Genomic DNA, 18,411 nt, shown 5'->3' with positions numbered 1-18,411 from the left:
TATGCAATATGGACCTTAATAAAACACCACGCCTGTTGATTATGATGTTCATACAATATTTCATGCAGGGTGCCTGGAATATGACCATGGGGCTGGTATTGAGCACCTATGGTATGGCGACAATTATTGGCTCATCCTATGCTTTGCTTGGCCTGGCGACTATTCTTTCCCCGCTATTTATTGGCATGGTCGCCGACCGCTTTTTTTCGTCACAAAAAGTCATGGCGATCCTGCATTTAATTAATGCTGGTGTACTGTTGTTTGTTCCGCAATTTATTGAGGCACAAAATACAGGTATGACGTTAACCATGATTTTCCTGGTTGGTCTGCTGTTTTATCCTACAACTGCGCTGGCGAACAGTATCAGTTTCAGCCACATTAACGGGGTAAAATACTTCCCATTTATTCGTGTATTCGGCACATTTGGCTTTATGGTCATCGGCTTTATCATTGGTGAAATGGGTTATTCTGGAAATACCATCACCTGGTATATCGCGTCGGCTTCCGGTGTCGTTCTCGGCCTGTACTGTTTTACGTTGCCAAATACCCCACCGAAAGCAAAAGGAAGTGTGTTTACGCTTCGCGATCTGTTATGTCTGGATGCTCTGGCGCTCTTCAAAGACCGCAGTTTCTCGGTTTTGATGCTCAGTATTTTTGTCCTGATGATCCCTAAAACGGCTTATTCCGCCTATATCCCGGTCTTTTTAAAAGCGCTTGGATTCGATAACGCCGCCTCAATGATGCAGGTTGGCATCGCCTGTGAAGTCATTTTCATGTTCCTGCTGTCGTTCTTCTTACTGAAAGCTGGCTTCAAAATCACGCTGATGTTAGGCGCCGTTTGCTGGATTATCCGCACACTATTATTTGCTAATGCCTCGCTGGATGCCAACATGATGTTTGTGCTGATCGGCCTGATGTTACAAGGATTCTGCTGGGACTTTTTCTTTACCGTGGGCGACATTTATGTTGACCGTAAAGCAGCGCCAGAGATTAAAGCACAAGCCCAAAGCTTGCGATTTATCGTCTCCAACGGCGTTGGTCTGCTATTTGCTTCCACCGTATGCGGGCAAATCTTTAACAACACCGTGACGGAACAAGGTCCAGAGGCGTTGCCACAATGGGAGACATTCTGGCTAGTTTCAGCAGGCGTTGCTGCAGTGGTCAGCGTATTCTTCCTGATTTTCTTCCGGGACGATATTTCGAAACGCAAAACGGACCTCACATTGAAAAAAGCAAACTCCTGATCGTTAAAGACTCTCTTATTAAGGTAATTGCATGAATAATCTGGCCGCCATCATCAATGAGCAAGGATTGTTGCCTTTAACTACGATCATCAAAATCAGTATTGCATTTATTCTGGGTGGCATTATTGGCCTGGAAAGAGAATCGAAAGGGAAACCGGTCGGCTTCAAAACCTGCGTTATTTTATCCGTAGCCAGCTGTGTGTTAACTGTCGTATCAATACAATCTGCTGAATACTATGCTGAAATTTCGATGAATATCCGTAGCGATCCTATGCGCCTGGCGGCGCAGATTATCAGCGGCGTTGGTTTTCTCGGTGCGGGAGTCATTCTGCACCGACACGACGATGCTATCTCTGGTCTCACTACTGCGGCAATTGTCTGGGCATCTGCAGGGGTGGGAATTACCTGCGGAGCCGGTTTTTATTTGCATGCTGTTTTTGCCACGGCTTTATTTTTATTAGCGATCAAACTAAGCCCATTCATAATTTTCTTACAGACCAGAAACCAGTTTCCCGGAAAAGTTAAAGTGCGGGTTATTCTTGATGAACGAGACGCTCTTGAAAGTCTGATAACCCGCATTCATCAACAGAAAAACATTATCGAAAACATCACGATCAGGGATATCAAGAAGGGCAAAATTGAGGTCAATCTCAAAATCGTAATTCGTCAAAAGATGACCTTGCCCGACTTATACCACGATCTGACCCATGTGGAACACGTCTGCGCCATCGCTCTGGAACATTAATACACCTTATCTTCCTCTTTAAAATCAGGGGTTTTCGCCCCTGAAATAGCCACTCAGTATCCATCCAGCCTCTAAATCCTCACCTTTCGCAATGTTAAATAATTGTTGTTTTTGATCACAAATAATAAACAAACAAGCTCATTCTGTGCGCGTTTTTCAAAAATGTAGATATTTTTAATTTATGGCTACGAAACGAGCTGCGCCATATCTCCCTGACAATCTACTGAGAGGAACGATTTGATGAACGCACTGACTGCCGTAAAACAGAACGCTGAAGATCCTGCCCAGCACTACAGCGGTTTCACGCTGAAACCATCAGCCCAGTCCCCACGTCTGCTGGAGCTGACTTTTTCCGCTGAGACCACTGAACAATTTATACAGGCCGTTGCGCAGTGGCCGGTACAGGCCCTGGAATACAAATCCTTCCTGCGCTTCAAAGTGGGCAAAATCCTCGATGATCTGTGCGGTAATCAGTTGCAGCCTGTACTGCTGAAAACGTTGCTCGATCGTGCCGAAGGCGCGCTGTTGATCAATGCCCTCGGCGTAGATGATGTCGCGCAGGCGGAAGAGATGGTTAAGCTGGCGACGGCGGTGGCACATCTGATCGGACGCTCCAATTTTGATGCGATGAGTGGGCAATATTATGCGCGTTTTGTGGTGAAAAACGTTGATAACTCAGACAGCTACCTGCGCCAACCACACCGTGTCATGGAGCTGCATAACGACGGAACCTACCTCGAAGAGATCACCGACTATGTGCTGATGATGAAGATTGACGAACAGAACATGACCGGTGGTAACTCGCTGCTGCTGCACCTCGACGACTGGGAACATCTGGATCACTACTTTACCCATCCGCTGGCGCGTCGCGCGATGCGTTTTGCCGCGCCGCCGAGCAAAAACGTCAGCCAGGAAGTGTTCCATCCGGTGTTTGACGTTGACCAGCAGGGGCGTCCGGTAATGCGTTACATCGACCAGTTCGTCCAGCCTAAAGACTATGAAGAAGGCGTCTGGCTGAGCGATTTGTCCGATGCGCTGGAAACCAGTAAGAGCATTATTTCCGTTCCGGTTCCAGTGGGTAAATTCCTGCTGATCAACAACCTGTTCTGGCTGCATGGTCGTGACCGCTTCACCTCGCATCCTGACCTGCGCCGCGAACTGATGCGCCAACGTGGTTATTTTGCTTACGCGACAAACCACTACCAGACTCATCAGTAAGCGCGAAGGAAAAAAGCGGATGTATGATTTTGTGATTATTGGCGGCGGCATTATCGGCATGTCGACCGCCATGCAACTGATTGATGTCTATCCGGACGCCAGAATAGCGCTGCTGGAAAAAGAGTCCGGTCCGGCCTGCCACCAGACGGGCCATAACAGCGGCGTAATTCATGCCGGGGTCTATTACACCCCCGGCAGCCTGAAGGCGCAATTTTGCCTGGCCGGTAATCGCGCCACAAAAGCCTTTTGCGACCAAAACGGCATCCGCTACGACGTCTGCGGAAAAATGCTGGTTGCCACCTCCTCACTGGAAATGGAGCGCATGCGGGCGCTTTGGGATCGCACCGCCGCTAACGGCCTGGAGCGCGAATGGCTGAATGCGCAGGAGCTACGTGAGCGTGAACCCAATATCACCGGGCTGGGCGGCATTTTCGTCCCGTCGAGCGGGATCGTCAGCTACCGTGAAGTGACCGCCGCGATGGCGAAGATTTTCCAGGCCAAAGGCGGCGAGATTATTTACAACGCCGAGGTCAGCGCGCTAAAGGAGCACGCTGCGGGCGTGATCGTCCATACCCGCCAGGGGCAGGAATTTGAGGGGGCAACGCTGATTAGCTGCTCTGGTCTGATGGCGGACCGACTGGTGAAAATGCTCGGCGTTGAACCCGGCTTTATCATCTGTCCATTCCGTGGCGAATATTTCCGCCTGGCGTCAGAACACAACCAGATAGTTAACCATCTGATCTACCCCATCCCCGACCCGGCGATGCCGTTTCTCGGCGTTCATCTGACCCGGATGATTGACGGCAGCGTCACCGTGGGCCCCAACGCGGTACTGGCATTTAAGCGTGAAGGCTATCGTAAACGCGACTTCTCGCTCAGCGATACGCTGGAGATCCTCGGTTCTTCCGGCATTCGCCGCGTGCTGCAAAACAACCTGCGTTCAGGGCTTGGCGAAATGAAGAATTCGCTGTGCAAAAGCGGCTATCTGCGGTTGGTGCAAAAGTACTGCCCGAGTCTGACGCAGAACGATCTGCAGCCCTGGCCTGCGGGCGTGCGGGCGCAGGCGGTGTCACCTGATGGCAAGCTAATAGACGATTTCCTGTTTGTCACCACGCCACGCTCAATTCACACCTGTAACGCCCCTTCTCCGGCGGCAACGTCGGCGATCCCTATCGGTGCGCATATTGTCAGCAAAGTTCATGCGCTACTGGAGAACCAGAGTAATTCCGGACGCACGCTGCGTGCGGCACGTAGCGTGGAGACATTACACGCCGCATTCACCCGTTAACACGATTAAGACAGGAAGCAATTATGCAACTTAACGATCCAACCTTATTCCGCCAGCAGGCATTGATCGACGGCAACTGGTGTGACGCCAACAGCGGCGAGACCCTCGCGGTGACCAACCCCGCCAACGGTCAGCAATTGGGCAGCGTACCGAAAATGGGGGCGGATGAAACCCGCGAAGCGATCAACGCTGCTAACCGCGCTCTGCCCGCATGGCGTGCGCTGACCGCCAAAGAGCGGGCCAACATCCTGCGTCGCTGGTTCAACCTGATGATTGAGCATCAGGACGATCTCGCCCGCCTGATGACCCTGGAACAGGGTAAACCGCTGGCAGAGGCCAAAGGTGAAATCACCTATGCCGCCTCATTTATTGAGTGGTTTGCCGAAGAAGGTAAGCGCATTTATGGCGATACAATCCCCGGCCATCAGGCTGATAAACGTCTGATCGTCATCAAACAGCCGATCGGCGTTACCGCCGCGATTACACCGTGGAACTTCCCGGCGGCGATGATCACTCGTAAAGCTGGCCCGGCGCTGGCGGCAGGTTGCACCATGGTGCTTAAACCCGCCAGCCAAACCCCCTACTCCGCACTGGCGCTGGCAGAGCTTGCCAATCGCGCAGGGATCCCAGCAGGCGTTTTCAGCGTGGTGACCGGTTCTGCGGGCGCGGTCGGCAACGAGCTGACCGGCAACCCGCTGGTGCGCAAGCTGTCATTTACCGGCTCAACCGAAATTGGCCGTCAGCTAATGCAGCAGTGTGCCAAAGACATCAAAAAGGTGTCGCTGGAACTGGGCGGCAATGCGCCGTTCATCGTTTTTGACGATGCCGATCTCGATAAAGCCGTGGAAGGCGCGCTGGCGTCGAAGTTCCGTAACGCTGGGCAAACCTGCGTTTGCGCCAACCGCCTGTACGTGCAGGACGGCGTGTATGAGCGTTTTGCCGAAAAACTTGAGCAGGCGGTAAGCAAGCTGCGCCTCGGCGATGGTCTGCAACCTGACGTCACCACCGGACCACTGATCGACGAGAAAGCGGTAGCCAAAGTGCAGGAACACATCGCCGATGCCCTGGATAAAGGCGCGCGCATTATCGCGGGCGGTAAACCTCACGCGCTCGGCGGGAACTTCTTCCAACCCACCATTCTGGTGGATGTGCCTGATAACGCGAAGGTCGCCAAAGAAGAAACGTTCGGCCCGCTGGCTCCGCTGTTTCGTTTTAAAGACGAAGCTGACGTCATCGCTCAGGCCAACGACACCGAGTTTGGTCTGGCCGCCTATTTCTACGCCCGTGATTTGAGCCGCGTCTTCCGCGTTGGCGAAGCGCTGGAGTACGGCATCGTCGGGATTAACACCGGCATTATCTCCAACGAAGTCGCCCCGTTTGGTGGGATCAAAGCCTCCGGTCTTGGCCGTGAAGGATCGAAATACGGCATCGAAGACTACTTAGAAATCAAATATATGTGCATCGGCCTTTAATAAAATAAATACTGGAGAACACCTGATGAGCACCAACAAAGAACTTATGCAACGTCGCAGCAACGCCGTTCCCCGTGGCGTTGGACAGATCCACCCAATTTTTGCCGAGCGCGCAGAAAACTGTCGGGTGTGGGACGTTGAAGGCCGTGAATTCCTCGATTTTGCTGGCGGTATCGCGGTGCTGAACACCGGCCACCTGCATCCGCAGATCGTCTCTGCGGTAGAAGCGCAGTTGAAAAAGCTGTCCCATACCTGTTTCCAGGTGCTGGCCTATGAGCCTTACCTTGAGCTGTGCGAAATCATGAACAAGAAAGTGCCGGGTGATTTCGCCAAGAAAACCCTGCTGGTAACGACTGGTTCCGAAGCGGTGGAAAACGCGGTAAAAATCGCCCGCGCCGCCACTAAGCGAACCGGCACGATCGCTTTCAGCGGCGCTTACCACGGTCGTACGCACTACACCCTGTCGCTGACCGGGAAAGTCAATCCCTACTCAGCCGGAATGGGGCTGATGCCAGGCCACGTGTATCGCGCGCTATATCCGTGCCCGCTGCACGGCATCAGTGACGACGATGCTATCGCCAGCATTCACCGCATCTTCAAAAACGATGCCGCACCGGAAGATGTTGCTGCCATCGTGATTGAGCCCGTCCAGGGCGAAGGTGGTTTCTACGCTGCCTCACCTGCATTTATGCAACGTCTGCGCGCCATTTGTGACGAGCACGGGATCATGCTGATTGCCGATGAAGTACAGAGCGGCGCGGGCCGTACCGGTACGCTGTTCGCTATGGAGCAGATGGGCGTCGCCCCCGATCTCACCACCTTCGCCAAATCCATCGCCGGCGGCTTCCCGCTGGCCGGAGTGACCGGACGCGCCGAAGTGATGGACGCTATCCCACCGGGCGGGCTGGGCGGTACCTATGCCGGTAACCCGATTGCCTGCGCCGCCGCGCTGGCGGTACTGAACATTTTCGAACAGGAAAATCTGCTGCAAAAAGCCAACGAGCTGGGACAAACCCTGCGCGAAGGCCTGCTGGCTATCGCGGAAACCCACCGCGAGATTGGCGATGTGCGCGGACTGGGCGCGATGATCGCTATCGAACTGTTTGAAGACGGCGATCGCACGAAGCCAGACGCCAAACTGACTGCGGAAGTGGTGGCGCGTGCACGCGATAAAGGGCTGATCCTGCTCTCCTGCGGACCTTACTACAACGTGCTGCGCATTCTGGTTCCGCTGACCATTGAAGACGCGCAAATCCGCCAGGGGCTGGACATTATCGCTCAGTGTTTTGCCGAGGCGAAGCAGGGTTAAGCCCTGTATCCGAACGGGGAATTTTAAGCCGGATAAGGCGGAGCCGCCATCCGGCAAACAGGGTCAATAACAATAATACGCGTGCCCCGGCGCGGGAATGCCGGGGTGCTCTCCCAAGTGAAATACTTTCGAGAGGTTTAAAAGATGGGGCAAGTGTCACAATCACATGATTTAGGGGGCGGGCTGAAATCACGCCACGTCACCATGCTGTCTATTGCCGGGGTTATCGGCGCAAGTTTGTTTGTTGGTTCAAGCGTGGCGATTGCAGAAGCCGGCCCCGCGGTATTATTAGCCTATCTTTTCGCCGGGTTGCTGGTGGTGATGATTATGCGCATGCTGGCCGAAATGGCCGTCGCCACACCAGATACCGGTTCCTTTTCCACCTATGCCGATAAGGCCATCGGTCCGTGGGCAGGTTATACCATCGGCTGGCTGTACTGGTGGTTCTGGGTGTTGGTTATCCCGCTGGAGGCGAATATCGCCGCCATCATTCTACACTCCTGGGTGCCGGGCATTCCTGTCTGGCTGTTTTCTCTGGTTATCACGCTGGCATTAACCGGCAGTAATTTGCTGAGCGTCAAAAATTACGGTGAGTTCGAATTCTGGCTGGCGCTGTGCAAAGTGATTGCCATTCTGGCGTTTATTACCCTCGGTGCGGCGGCAATTAGCGGTTTCTACCCTTATGCTGACGTCAGCGGCGTTTCACGCTTGTGGGATCAGGGCGGCTTTATGCCCAACGGTTTTGGCGCAGTGCTCAGTGCGATGCTAATCACCATGTTCTCCTTTATGGGGGCGGAGATTGTCACCATCGCCGCCGCCGAGTCCGACACACCGGACAAACATATCGTCCGCGCCACCAACTCAGTTATCTGGCGTATCTCCATCTTCTATCTGTGCTCCATTTTCGTGGTGGTGGCACTGATCCCATGGAATATGCCGGGACTGAAAGAAGTGGGTTCGTACCGCTCGGTATTGGAGTTACTGCATATCCCGCACGCGAAACTGATCATGGACTGCGTTATTTTGCTGTCGGTGACCAGCTGTCTGAACTCCGCGCTGTATACGTCCTCGCGTATGCTCTACTCCCTGAGCCGTCGTGGCGATGCGCCCGCCTTTATGGGTAAAACAAACCGCAGTAAAACGCCTTATGTGGCGGTATTGCTGTCTACGGGGGCCGCGTTCCTCACCGTGGTGGTCAACTATTACGCCCCAGCCAAGGTGTTTAAATTCCTGATCGACAGCTCCGGCGCCATCGCGCTGCTGGTGTATCTGGTGATTGCGATTTCACAACTACGGATGCGCAAAATCCTACTGGCGCAAGGCGGCGAAATTAAACTGAAAATGTGGCTCTATCCGTGGCTTACCTGGCTGGTCATCGCGTTTATTATCTTTGTACTGGTAGTCATGTTATTTCGGCCAGCACAACAGTTGGAAGTTATCTCTACCGGGTTGTTAGCCATAGGAATTATTTGTACCGTGCCCATTATGTCACGCTGGAAAAAACTGCTATCGTGGCAAAAAGCACCGTTGCAAAATACGCATTAAACCTGTTCCCGGCGCAGGCCGGGGATCCGTTCAGGAGTAAGACCATGACCGCCATTCCCCAACCGACGGCCATTGATGGATACCGCTGGCTGAAGAACGACATTATTCGCGGTGTTTATCAGCCTGATGAAAAACTGCGTATGAGTCTGCTGACCTCGCGCTACGATCTTGGCGTGGGACCGCTGCGTGAAGCGCTTTCGCAGCTGGTCGCGGAGCGGCTGGTGACGGTGGTTAATCAGAAAGGGTATCGTGTCGCCCCGATGTCAGAACAAGAGTTGCTCGATATTTTCGATGCCCGCGCCAATATGGAAGCCATGCTGGTCGCGCTAGCGATTGAACGCGGCGATGACGCCTGGGAAGCTGAAATTCTGGCGCGGGCGCATATGCTCAGCAAACTTGAAGCCATTGACGCCAGTGAACAGATGCTCGACGAGTGGGATCAGCGCCATCAGGCGTTTCACTCGGCGATTGTCGCCGGCTGCGGTTCACAATACTTGTTGCAAATGCGCGAACGTCTATTCTCTCTGGCGGCGCGCTACCGGTTTATCTGGCTGCGTAAAACGGTGTTGTCAGTTGAAATGCTGGAAGATAAACACGATCAACACAAGACGCTGACCGAAGCAATTCTGGCACGCGATACCGCGCGCGCCAGCGAATTAATGCGCCAGCACCTGCTGACGCCAATTCCGATTATTCAACAGGCGATGTCCGGCAAATTACTGACGGAATAAGCCTGAATAATATTACTGTTCCGGAATACGTAAAACCTGCCCAGGATAGATTTTATCCGGGCTTTTCAACATCGGTTTATTCGCTTCAAATATCTGGTTATACAGGTTGGCATTACCGTAAACCTGTTTGGCAATAGCGCTCAGGGTATCCCCAGATTTTACGGTATAAAACTGGCTTTCACTCGCGGGCGCAGAGGTTTTAACCTGATCGTCTACACTGGCGATACCGGAGATATTACCGATCGCAATCAGGATTTTTTCTTTCGCTTCCTGACTTAAACCATCGCCAGAAACGGTGGCTTTGCCTTCGTTAATTTGCACGTTCACTTTATCCGCATCCGGGATGCCGGTTTTATTCAGGTGTTCCTGCACCTTTTTTGCCAGATCGGCTGTGTCATGGTTTCCAGTGACCGCATCCCACAGTTTTTCACCCGCATCTTTTACAAAATTGAAAAGTCCCATATCCACCTCGGTTATTAACAATCAACACCCAAAAGTGTAGCAGAGGAGAACGAGACGCAAAGAAAACGGCGCCAAAGCGCCGTAGCAGAAGGAGGATTAGTTACGCGTCTGTATCCAGAAGGCGTGGATCAAACCGGGGATGTAGCCCAGCAGCGTCAGAACGATATTGAGGATAAATGCCCAGCCGAATCCTTTCCCCAGCAGCACGCCAAGCGGGGGCAGAATAATAGTAAAAACGATTCTCCAGAAACCCATACACACTCCCTACAAGCAAAAAGTTAATCATTGTTTAAAAAGAGATTTTATCTCTAAGATTAATCAGTGTAGCTAACTCCGTCCGTCTCGCCCTGCTGTTTTACCCTCTTTTACGCTCTTTACGCTGGCGTACGTTGGCTTTTTATTTTAGAATTTACTTAATTTAGACTATGCTTAAATACATATGACAGAACTTGAACAACTCCAGGCCAGCGCGGAACAGGCTGCCGCTCTGCTCAAAGCGATGAGTAACCCGAAAAGGTTGCTGATTTTGTGCATGCTCTGCGGTTCGCCCGGTACCAGCGCAGGCGAGTTAGCCCGCGCTACCGGACTGAGCCCTTCCGCCACCTCCCAGCATCTGGCGCGTATGCGCGAAGAAGGTCTGATAGACAGCCAGCGCGATGCCCAGCGCATCCTCTACTCCATTAAAAATGCGGCCGTGAATTCGCTGATCGCCACATTAAAAACACTGTATTGCCCATAAGGAGCCATCATGACCATTGGGACGATTTCCCCGCGCGAGGCGCAGACGCACCTCTCACAAGGTGCAAAACTGATTGATATCCGCGATGCTGATGAGTATCTGTACGAGCATATTCCTGAGGCGCATCTGGTGCCGTTACCCACGCTTGAGCACGGAGTGCTGCCTGAGAATTTACGCGCCGGTCAGGTAATTTTTCACTGCCAGTCCGGCAAACGTACACAAAACGCAGCGACAAAACTGAGCGCCATTGCCGCGCCTGCGCAGGTCTGGTTGCTGGAAGGCGGAATTGACGGCTGGAAAGCCGCTGGTTTGCCGGTGGCGAAAGACAGTTCACAACCGTTACCGCTGATGCGTCAGGTACAGATAGCCGCAGGCAGCCTTGCTTTACTTGGCGTCATTCTGGGTTACGCCGTTAACAGCGCGTTCTTCCTGCTGAGCGGTTTTGTTGGCGCCGGGCTGATTCTCGCTGGCGTGACCGGCTTTTGCGGCATGGCGCGAGTACTGAATATCATGCCCTGGAACCGACGTACTCATTAAGCGGTAATCATTGAAACAGCGCTGTACCCGTTGAATGACGTGATCTATGGTGAGTTCTGCGATAAATAAAGGAGAGCAATATGTTTCAACCTGGCGATCTGGTTCAACCGCGCATGGGCGGACCCAAACTGAAAGTTATCGAAGTCAATGGCGATCAAATTGTGGCGGTACAAGCCAGTAATGAAAGCGGTGATAAATTCACGCTGAAAGCAGCTGATGTGACGCGATATACCGAAGAAGGTGATTTCGGCGTTTGCTGAAAATAAGCGGTGAGGACACCCTCACCGCCGTCGTAATTAGATCAAAAAGTCATCAAGAGATTTACCGGCAGCCAACGCCTGAGCAATTGGCTTCGGTGTGCGACCTTGTCCGGTCCATGTTTGCGTTTCACCATTGAAATCGGTAAAACGATATTTCGCCGGGCGTGGCTGACGTTTTTTAACTGAACGTGCCGACGCAGGCGTTATGCTCAACAGCTCTTCCGGACTGATCCCATCTGCCTGCATCTGCGCCAGCAAGGCACTAATTTTTTCCTGCTGTTCTGCACGTTGGCGCTGCAGTTGTTCTTCTTCATCGCGCCGTTCTTTGGTCACTACCCTGAATTTTTCAAGCATATCTTCCAGTACATCAACGGAAAATTCGCGAGCCATTGCACGCAGCGAGCGGATATTATTTAAGTTTTTTAACATTGAACTCATATTAACAAAACCTCTTTAACGTAAAAACAGTATTACGCTAAATATTGTATGCAACTGCTTATTATATTTCCAGTCTAATTTCTTCGTGAGTTATTAAACAAATAGCCAACACTGGTATTTATAGCATCTATTTCGCTATCGTCCATGCAATATATTCCATTACCGGATAGCTGTCAGGAATATACCTGCAAGCTATCTCAGCACGTCACTTGAGAAACAGACCACGGCATCGCACAGGACAACTCGTCTACATATTGCACATTGGTCAACATTCAGAAAAGGAGCGCAAAAAATTCAGAAAAACAAATTCCTATAACCCATTGATCTAAAATACCTTTAATTAACCCAGCAACGAAAATACCAAAACGAACAAAAAACAGACCATTGCAGAGCATTTTATCGACAAAAAGGTTATAAATAAAAATTTTAAGCTAGTTGCCAGTTATTATCCAGACAGATATCCTATTCAAACGCGAAAGCAGCAAGACAAATCACTAGCAAGAAGGCATTCAAAACCTTTTTTTCCCTTTTTACAAGGAGCATTAACATGTTCTCTCCGCAGTCACGCTTGCGTCATGCAGTAGCAGACACGTTCGCGATGGTTGTTTATTGTTCTGTCGTGAACATGTTGATCGAAATATTCCTTTCAGGAATGAGCTTCGAACAGTCACTGTACTCCAGACTGGTGGCTATCCCCGTCAACATCCTGATCGCATGGCCTTACGGCATGTACCGCGATTTATTTATGCGTGCGGCGCGGAAAGCCACGCAGGCAGGATGGGGGAAAAACCTGGCAGACGTGTTGGCTTACGTCACCTTCCAGTCGCCGGTATATGTGATTATTCTGTTAACGGTTGGCGCAGACTGGCACCAGATTACGGCTGCAGTAAGTTCGAACATCGTGGTGTCAATGCTGATGGGCGCTGTCTATGGCTACTTTCTTGATTATTGCCGCCGCCTGTTTAAGGTCAGCAGCTATCACCAGGCTAAAGCTTGATACGATTCTTTGCGACTGGCCCTGCCAGTCGCATTATTAGTTTGAGCTAACGTCGCCAAACAACCCACTCAGATAGCGCTCAAGTGCAATTCGTGAACTAAAGCCGTGTGGAATACCATAATGTTCATGGGTCTCTCCGGCTAAATACAGCGGGAATTGCTGGTAGTGATCGCAGGTTTTAATATCCGTAGCAGGTTCCGCCAGCGAAGAGCTGCGCTCTTTTAGCGTGGGATGGATGACTAATGCGGTACGTCCCATGCGTGCTTCACGGTTAACGTACACATAATTTTCGCCACGACGATAGCCGTACGTTTTCTGCGTCACAACATCAACGGTAAAGCCCACTTTTTCAAGTACGCGCGCCACCTCATCTGGTCGTAAATACATATTCTTTTCCTCGTTATCTTTTACTGCGGGCTTACCTTACCTGATTCAGCATTAGCAACGCTTTCAGAAAAGTCCATAAACGAGTGGCGATGGTGGGACGAATATCTTAAGAACCGTGCTGATTCAGGCCAGCGCCAGCCGCAGCTGATATGCCGCCTGCTGCGCCATTTCCAGCGAGCTAATGTTGGTAAACGACAGCAATATTCCTCCCTTTCCTGCTGAAGTTATTCGCCAGCGGCTTAACGCCTGAACCGCCAGTCCAGCCTGATTCGCTTTGCGCACCAGCGCAACATCATCTCCATCTACACTCATTACCAGTTGAATCCCACCTTCCTGAGGAATGACGCTAAATCCTTGTTCGGTCAGGGCGTTTTCCATCCATTGTCGTCGCAAGGCGTAATGCTGACGCATGCGTTTTAAGTGTCGCCAGAAGTGGCCGTCTTGCATAAAATCCGCCAGCGTTTGCTGCCATAAAACCGGAACGCTACAGGCCGTTAGCGCCGCCTGCTGACGAAAATGTTCGACCTGGGTCAGAGGCACCACCAGCCATGCCGTGCGCAAAGCCGGAAACAGAGATTTGCTGAACGTTCCGGCATAAATCACCCGCTGGGGCGCATCCAGACTTTTTAGCGGCGGCAACGGTTTACCGTGGTAGCGAAATTCGCTGTCGTAGTCATCTTCGATTACCCACGCCAGCGCGCGAGTCGCCCATTCCAGCAACCGGTGGCGACGGTCTAATGACAAGGCCACGCCCAGCGGGCTTTGGTGTGCGGGCGTGAGCAGTACAAAACGCGCCTGCGGGAAATCGCGGATCCCAGCGCAGACGTCCAGACCATCAGCATCAACCGCCACCGGCATCAGCTCAATGCGTTCCTGAGCGACCACGGGGCGAATCAGCGGAAAGCCAGGATCTTCGACCCACATCCCCTCACCGGGTTGAGACAAAGCGCGCAGAATTAACGTCATTGATGCTGCGTAACCTGAAGTAATAAAAACCTGTTCCGGCTGGCATTCAATACTGCGTGAAACGCGCAGGTAATCAACAATCGCCTGACGTAATACCCGTTCGCCGCAAACATCGCCCACCGCCAGATCAAAACGCGTTTGGGTGCGTAAACGCCGCCCCATTACCCGCGCCCAGACGTCGCGCGGGAAGAGATCGAGTGCGGGTAATCCCATCTGAAAAAGCTGCGGTCTGGGTTTTTCTCCGGCGAAGATGGCAGGTGATGCTGGCGCGCTTTGAGGCCGCAGTTGTTCACTGACAAACGTTCCTGCTTGTCCGCGTCGCGCAAGCCAGCCCTGCGCCACCAGCTCTGCATAGGCGTTTTCCACCGTCGAGCGTGATACGCCCAGCTCCTGGGCCCAGGTCCGACTGGAAGGTAATCTGGTACCTGGCTTGAGTTCACCGTTCTCAATTGCGTTTTTTAACTGACGGGCGATTTGCTGATAGCGCGGCATTTATGGTCTGCTTTTTTTGCAAAAATATGGCTCTCTTTAGCAGTCCATTATAGTGCTACATTGCGGGTCAGCCAAACGAGGAGAAATACCATGACAATGTTACGCCAGCCCTATTATGAACTCAGTCCTGAAATCTATAACGCCCTGGTTCAGGCAAGCAAAGCGCTGGAAAACTGCGCGCTGGAACCTACGCTGACGGAACTGATTTACTTACGGGTCTCGCAAATCAATGGCTGCGCCTTTTGCCTGGAAATGCACAGTAAGGCGCTGCGTAAATCCGGTGTTGCGCAGGCCAAACTGGACGCACTGGCAGGCTGGCGGGTGAGTCACCACTTCAGCGAAAAGGAACGTGCGGCGCTGGCGTGGGCTGAATCCGTCACCCATATCGCCAGTACGCATGCCGAAGATGACGTTTATCTGCCGCTGCTCGCCCATTTTAGCGCGAAAGAAATTAGCGACCTGACGTTTGCCATTAGCCTGATGAACTGCTTTAACCGTCTGGCGGTGGGGATGCGTATGTGATTCTGCGCTATCGGATGACAGCATAAATGTCTTATCCGGCCTGGGAAGTCCTTTCCTGTAGGCCGGATTAGACGCGACGTGCCGCCATCCAGCAACCTGCGATGATACATATCACTTCCCCCGTCACGCTCCTCACCCGGCCCTCATTAATCTAAAATTCCCATATCTTGTATGGTTGAATCTTTTTAAAACTACATCTAGTATCTTCTGTATCAAGACGCACACAACCCGACGCCCTCTATCGCGTCGATCTTTTACTTATAAACGGAAATACGAATCATGCGCATTGTTATTTACACTCGCAACAACTGTGTTCAGTGTCACGCCACCAGGCGGGCGATGGAAAGCCGCGGGTTTAACTTCGAGATGGTGAACGTCGATTTACAGCCCGATCTGGCTGATAGCCTGCGCGAGCAAGGCTTTCGCCAGTTACCGGTCGTGGTCGCAGGGGAAGCCAGTTGGTCAGGATTTCGCCCGGACATGATCAACCGTCTGCGCCCGGAACCCCAAGTGGCCAGCGCATGAGCCAGCTCGTCTACTTCTCCAGCAGCTCCGAAAATACGCACCGCTTTATCCAGCGTCTGGGGCTGACTGCCATCCGCATTCCGCTTAACGAACGCGAGCGGATCCGGGTAGACGAACCTTACATATTAATCGTGCCATCCTACGGCGGCGGCGGTACGGCTGGCGCGGTCCCAAGACAGGTGATCCGCTTTTTAAACGATACGCACAACCGGGCGTTAATCCGTGGAGTGATCGCCTCCGGTAATCGCAATTTCGGGGATGCTTATGGTCGCGCGGGTGATGTGATCTCACAAAAATGCGGCGTGCCGTGGCTCTATCGCTTTGAGCTGATGGGCACCCAAAGCGATATCGACAACGTTCGGAAAGGAGTGAGCGAATTTTGGCAACGACAACCGCAGAACGCGTAATGCAGCCAACGCTGGATTACCATGCCCTGAATGCCATGCTGAATCTGTACGATAAAGCCGGACGCATTCAGTTCGACAAAGACCATCAGGCGGTGGAGGCTTTCTTTGCCGCCCACGTCCGCCCCAACTCGGTGGCGTTTGCCAGCCAGCAGGAGCGCCTGGACACATTGGTAGATGAAGGCTATTACGATGCCAGCGTGTTAGCCCGCTACAATCGCGCGTTCGTGCTGAAGCTATTCACCCACGCCCACGCCAGCGGATTCCGTTTCCAGACGTTCCTCGGCGCATGGAAGTTCTACACCAGCTATACGCTGAAAACGTTCGACGGTAAGCGCTATCTCGAAGACTTTGAGGATCGGGTCACGATGGTGGCGCTCACGCTGGCGCAGGGCGATGAAGCGCTCGCAATGCAACTGGCTAATGAAATGCTCTCCGGGCGCTTTCAACCCGCCACGCCAACCTTCTTAAACTGCGGTAAACAGCAACGCGGCGAGCTGGTCTCCTGCTTCCTGTTACGCATCGAAGACAATATGGAGTCAATTGGTCGGGCGGTAAACTCGGCGCTACAGCTCTCTAAACGCGGCGGCGGCGTGGCATTTTTGCTCTCTAACCTGCGCGAGGCAGGTGCGCCCATTAAGCGCATTGAGAACCAGTCCTCCGGCGTGATCCCGGTAATGAAAATGCTGGAAGATGCGTTTTCTTATGCGAATCAACTCGGGGCGCGTCAGGGCGCGGGGGCTGTGTATCTGCACGCGCACCATCCGGATATTTTGCGTTTTCTTGATACCAAACGTGAAAATGCCGACGAAAAAATTCGCATCAAAACGCTCTCGCTTGGCGTGGTGATCCCGGACGTCACCTTCCAGTTGGCGAAAGAAAACGCCCGGATGGCGCTGTTTTCACCGTATGACGTAGAACGAATTTACGGCAAACCATTCGGTGATATCGCCGTGAGCGAGCGGTATGACGAACTGGTTGCTGACCAACGCGTACACAAAAAATACATTAACGCCCGCGATTTCTTCCAGCGGCTGGCAGAGATCCAGTTTGAGTCTGGCTACCCTTACATCATGTTTGAAGACACGGTGAATCGCGCCAACCCGATTGCCGGTCGGATCAATATGAGCAACCTGTGCTCGGAGATTTTGCAGGTTAACAGCGCCTCCACCTACGATGAAAACCTCAATTACGCACAGACCGGGCATGATATCTCCTGCAATCTCGGCTCGTTGAACATTGCCCATACCATGGATTCACCGGACTTTGGTCGTACAGTGGAAACGGCGGTTCGCGGTTTAACCGCCGTTTCGGACATGAGCCACATCCGCAGCGTGCCTTCGATCGAAGCCGGGAACAGCGCGTCGCACGCGATTGGTCTTGGGCAGATGAATCTGCACGGGTATCTGGCGCGGGAAGGGATCGCCTATGGTTCGCCGGAAGGGCTGGATTTTACCAATCTCTATTTCTATACCATCACCTGGCATGCGCTGAATACGTCAATGAAGATCGCCCGCGAGCGCGGTCAAACCTTTGCCGGATTCAGACAATCCCGCTACGCCAGCGGCGAGTATTTTAGTCAGTATCTGCAGGGCGACTGGCAGCCAAAAACCGACAAGGTACGCACACTGTTTGCTGCCAGCGGCCTTACGCTGCCAACGCGCGAAATGTGGTCGCAGCTGCGAGAAGATGTGATGCGCTACGGCATTTATAATCAGAATTTACAGGCGGTGCCGCCCACCGGTTCTATCTCCTACATCAATCATGCCACGTCAAGCATTCACCCGATCGTGTCGAAAGTGGAGATTCGCAAAGAGGGTAAAACCGGGCGCGTTTACTACCCTGCCCCGTTTATGACCAATGAGAATCTGGCCTTGTATCAGGATGCCTACGAGATTGGTCCACAAAAAATCATTGATACCTACGCGGAAGCAACGCGCCATGTCGATCAGGGGCTTTCACTGACGCTCTTTTTCCCCGATACCGCCACCACGCGCGATATCAACAAAGCGCAGATTTACGCCTGGCGTAAGGGCATCAAATCGCTGTACTACATCCGACTACGTCAACTGGCGCTGGAAGGAACCGAAATCGAAGGTTGCGTGTCATGCGCGCTGTAAGGAGGAGAAA

At 52.5% G+C, this 18,411-nt stretch carries 21 protein-coding genes; 16 read left to right on the top strand and 5 right to left on the bottom strand.

Annotated elements, in window-relative coordinates; translation table 11 throughout:
• Positions 1-8: 8 nt before the first annotated feature.
• From WHR59_RS05445 to csiR, 8 genes are all read left to right on the top strand, one after another.
• Positions 9-1,244, top strand: coding sequence for an MFS transporter (locus WHR59_RS05445; RefSeq protein ID WP_043017297.1), 1,236 nt, complete (start codon positions 9-11; stop codon positions 1,242-1,244).
• Between the two features lie 31 nt (positions 1,245-1,275).
• Positions 1,276-1,989, top strand: a complete 714-nt coding sequence (locus WHR59_RS05440; RefSeq protein ID WP_043017298.1) for an MgtC/SapB family protein — start codon at positions 1,276-1,278, stop codon at positions 1,987-1,989.
• Positions 1,990-2,229: 240 nt separating this feature from the next.
• Entirely contained in the window at positions 2,230-3,207 is a 978-nt protein-coding gene (gene glaH, locus WHR59_RS05435) for a glutarate dioxygenase GlaH (protein WP_047409287.1), read from the top strand.
• 19 nt (positions 3,208-3,226) lie between these two features.
• Positions 3,227-4,495, top strand: coding sequence for an L-2-hydroxyglutarate oxidase (gene lhgO, locus WHR59_RS05430; RefSeq protein WP_047409284.1), 1,269 nt, complete (start codon positions 3,227-3,229; stop codon positions 4,493-4,495).
• A 23-nt stretch (positions 4,496-4,518) separates the two neighbouring features.
• A complete protein-coding gene (gene gabD, locus WHR59_RS05425; protein WP_047409279.1) occupies positions 4,519-5,967 on the top strand; it encodes an NADP-dependent succinate-semialdehyde dehydrogenase in 1,449 nt (482 codons plus the stop codon).
• A 25-nt stretch (positions 5,968-5,992) separates the two neighbouring features.
• Positions 5,993-7,276, top strand: a complete 1,284-nt coding sequence (gene gabT / locus WHR59_RS05420; RefSeq protein WP_043017302.1) for a 4-aminobutyrate--2-oxoglutarate transaminase — start codon at positions 5,993-5,995, stop codon at positions 7,274-7,276.
• A gap of 144 nt (positions 7,277-7,420) precedes the next feature.
• Positions 7,421-8,821 (top strand): GABA permease, encoded by a 1,401-nt coding sequence (gabP, locus tag WHR59_RS05415; RefSeq protein ID WP_043017303.1) that lies wholly within the window; start codon positions 7,421-7,423, stop codon positions 8,819-8,821.
• Between the two features lie 44 nt (positions 8,822-8,865).
• The gene (gene csiR / locus WHR59_RS05410) at positions 8,866-9,552 is read left to right on the top strand and encodes a DNA-binding transcriptional regulator CsiR (RefSeq protein ID WP_043017304.1); all 687 of its coding nucleotides are present in this window, start codon (positions 8,866-8,868) and stop codon (positions 9,550-9,552) included.
• Positions 9,553-9,564: 12 nt separating this feature from the next.
• Here csiR and lysM read toward each other — a convergent pair whose 3' ends face one another.
• Together lysM and WHR59_RS05400 are read right to left on the bottom strand one after the other, a co-directional pair.
• Positions 9,565-10,014, bottom strand: a complete 450-nt coding sequence (lysM, locus tag WHR59_RS05405; protein WP_016154138.1) for a peptidoglycan-binding protein LysM — start codon at positions 10,012-10,014, stop codon at positions 9,565-9,567.
• Positions 10,015-10,110: 96 nt separating this feature from the next.
• Positions 10,111-10,269 (bottom strand): YqaE/Pmp3 family membrane protein, encoded by a 159-nt coding sequence (locus WHR59_RS05400; RefSeq protein WP_003037242.1) that lies wholly within the window; start codon positions 10,267-10,269, stop codon positions 10,111-10,113.
• Positions 10,270-10,453: 184 nt separating this feature from the next.
• Here WHR59_RS05400 and WHR59_RS05395 point away from each other — a divergent pair, with 184 nt between their 5' ends.
• The 3 genes from WHR59_RS05395 (at position 10,454) to WHR59_RS05385 (ending at position 11,550) form a co-directional block, all read left to right on the top strand.
• Complete coding sequence (locus WHR59_RS05395) at positions 10,454-10,753, top strand: ArsR/SmtB family transcription factor (RefSeq protein ID WP_006687216.1); 300 nt, start codon at positions 10,454-10,456, stop codon at positions 10,751-10,753.
• A gap of 9 nt (positions 10,754-10,762) precedes the next feature.
• On the top strand, positions 10,763-11,290 hold the full coding sequence (locus WHR59_RS05390; RefSeq protein ID WP_338843695.1) for a rhodanese family protein: 528 nt from the start codon (positions 10,763-10,765) through the stop codon (positions 11,288-11,290).
• 80 nt (positions 11,291-11,370) lie between these two features.
• Positions 11,371-11,550: a hypothetical protein gene (locus tag WHR59_RS05385; RefSeq protein ID WP_043017306.1), complete on the top strand. Its 180-nt coding sequence runs from the start codon at positions 11,371-11,373 to the stop codon at positions 11,548-11,550.
• Positions 11,551-11,586: 36 nt separating this feature from the next.
• Here WHR59_RS05385 and stpA read toward each other — a convergent pair whose 3' ends face one another.
• Positions 11,587-11,988, bottom strand: a complete 402-nt coding sequence (stpA, locus tag WHR59_RS05380; RefSeq protein ID WP_181634372.1) for a DNA-binding protein StpA — start codon at positions 11,986-11,988, stop codon at positions 11,587-11,589.
• Positions 11,989-12,535: 547 nt separating this feature from the next.
• Here stpA and alaE point away from each other — a divergent pair.
• Positions 12,536-12,985, top strand: a complete 450-nt coding sequence (gene alaE / locus WHR59_RS05375; protein ID WP_016154144.1) for an L-alanine exporter AlaE — start codon at positions 12,536-12,538, stop codon at positions 12,983-12,985.
• 36 nt (positions 12,986-13,021) lie between these two features.
• Here alaE and WHR59_RS05370 read toward each other — a convergent pair whose 3' ends face one another.
• Together WHR59_RS05370 and WHR59_RS05365 are read right to left on the bottom strand one after the other, a co-directional pair.
• Positions 13,022-13,372: a DUF2002 family protein gene (locus WHR59_RS05370; protein WP_016154145.1), complete on the bottom strand. Its 351-nt coding sequence runs from the start codon at positions 13,370-13,372 to the stop codon at positions 13,022-13,024.
• Positions 13,373-13,495: 123 nt separating this feature from the next.
• Positions 13,496-14,830 carry a PLP-dependent aminotransferase family protein gene (locus WHR59_RS05365; protein WP_043017308.1) on the bottom strand — a complete coding sequence of 445 codons (1,335 nt, stop codon included), beginning with the start codon at positions 14,828-14,830 and terminating at the stop codon, positions 13,496-13,498.
• A gap of 90 nt (positions 14,831-14,920) precedes the next feature.
• On the opposite strand from WHR59_RS05365, the gene WHR59_RS05360 reads away from it, so the two are divergent.
• The 4 genes from WHR59_RS05360 to nrdE all read left to right on the top strand — a co-directional run bounded on the left by WHR59_RS05360 (position 14,921) and on the right by nrdE (position 18,401).
• Positions 14,921-15,352: a carboxymuconolactone decarboxylase family protein gene (locus WHR59_RS05360; protein ID WP_043017309.1), complete on the top strand. Its 432-nt coding sequence runs from the start codon at positions 14,921-14,923 to the stop codon at positions 15,350-15,352.
• A 279-nt stretch (positions 15,353-15,631) separates the two neighbouring features.
• A complete protein-coding gene (gene nrdH / locus WHR59_RS05355; RefSeq protein WP_043017310.1) occupies positions 15,632-15,877 on the top strand; it encodes a glutaredoxin-like protein NrdH in 246 nt (81 codons plus the stop codon).
• Positions 15,874-16,284, top strand: coding sequence for a class Ib ribonucleoside-diphosphate reductase assembly flavoprotein NrdI (nrdI, locus tag WHR59_RS05350; protein ID WP_047409260.1), 411 nt, complete (start codon positions 15,874-15,876; stop codon positions 16,282-16,284). Before nrdH ends, nrdI begins: the two co-directional genes overlap by 4 nt.
• Complete coding sequence (gene nrdE, locus WHR59_RS05345; RefSeq protein ID WP_338843693.1) at positions 16,257-18,401, top strand: class 1b ribonucleoside-diphosphate reductase subunit alpha; 2,145 nt, start codon at positions 16,257-16,259, stop codon at positions 18,399-18,401. Before nrdI ends, nrdE begins: the two co-directional genes overlap by 28 nt.
• The last annotated feature ends 10 nt before the right edge of the window (positions 18,402-18,411 follow it).

This window comes from Citrobacter europaeus (genome assembly GCF_037482245.1).
In the GTDB taxonomy this organism is placed as follows: Bacteria; Pseudomonadota; Gammaproteobacteria; order Enterobacterales; family Enterobacteriaceae; genus Citrobacter; species Citrobacter europaeus.
Note: the sequence above shows the minus strand (reverse complement) of the source record. Positions and strands in the feature narration are given on the sequence as shown.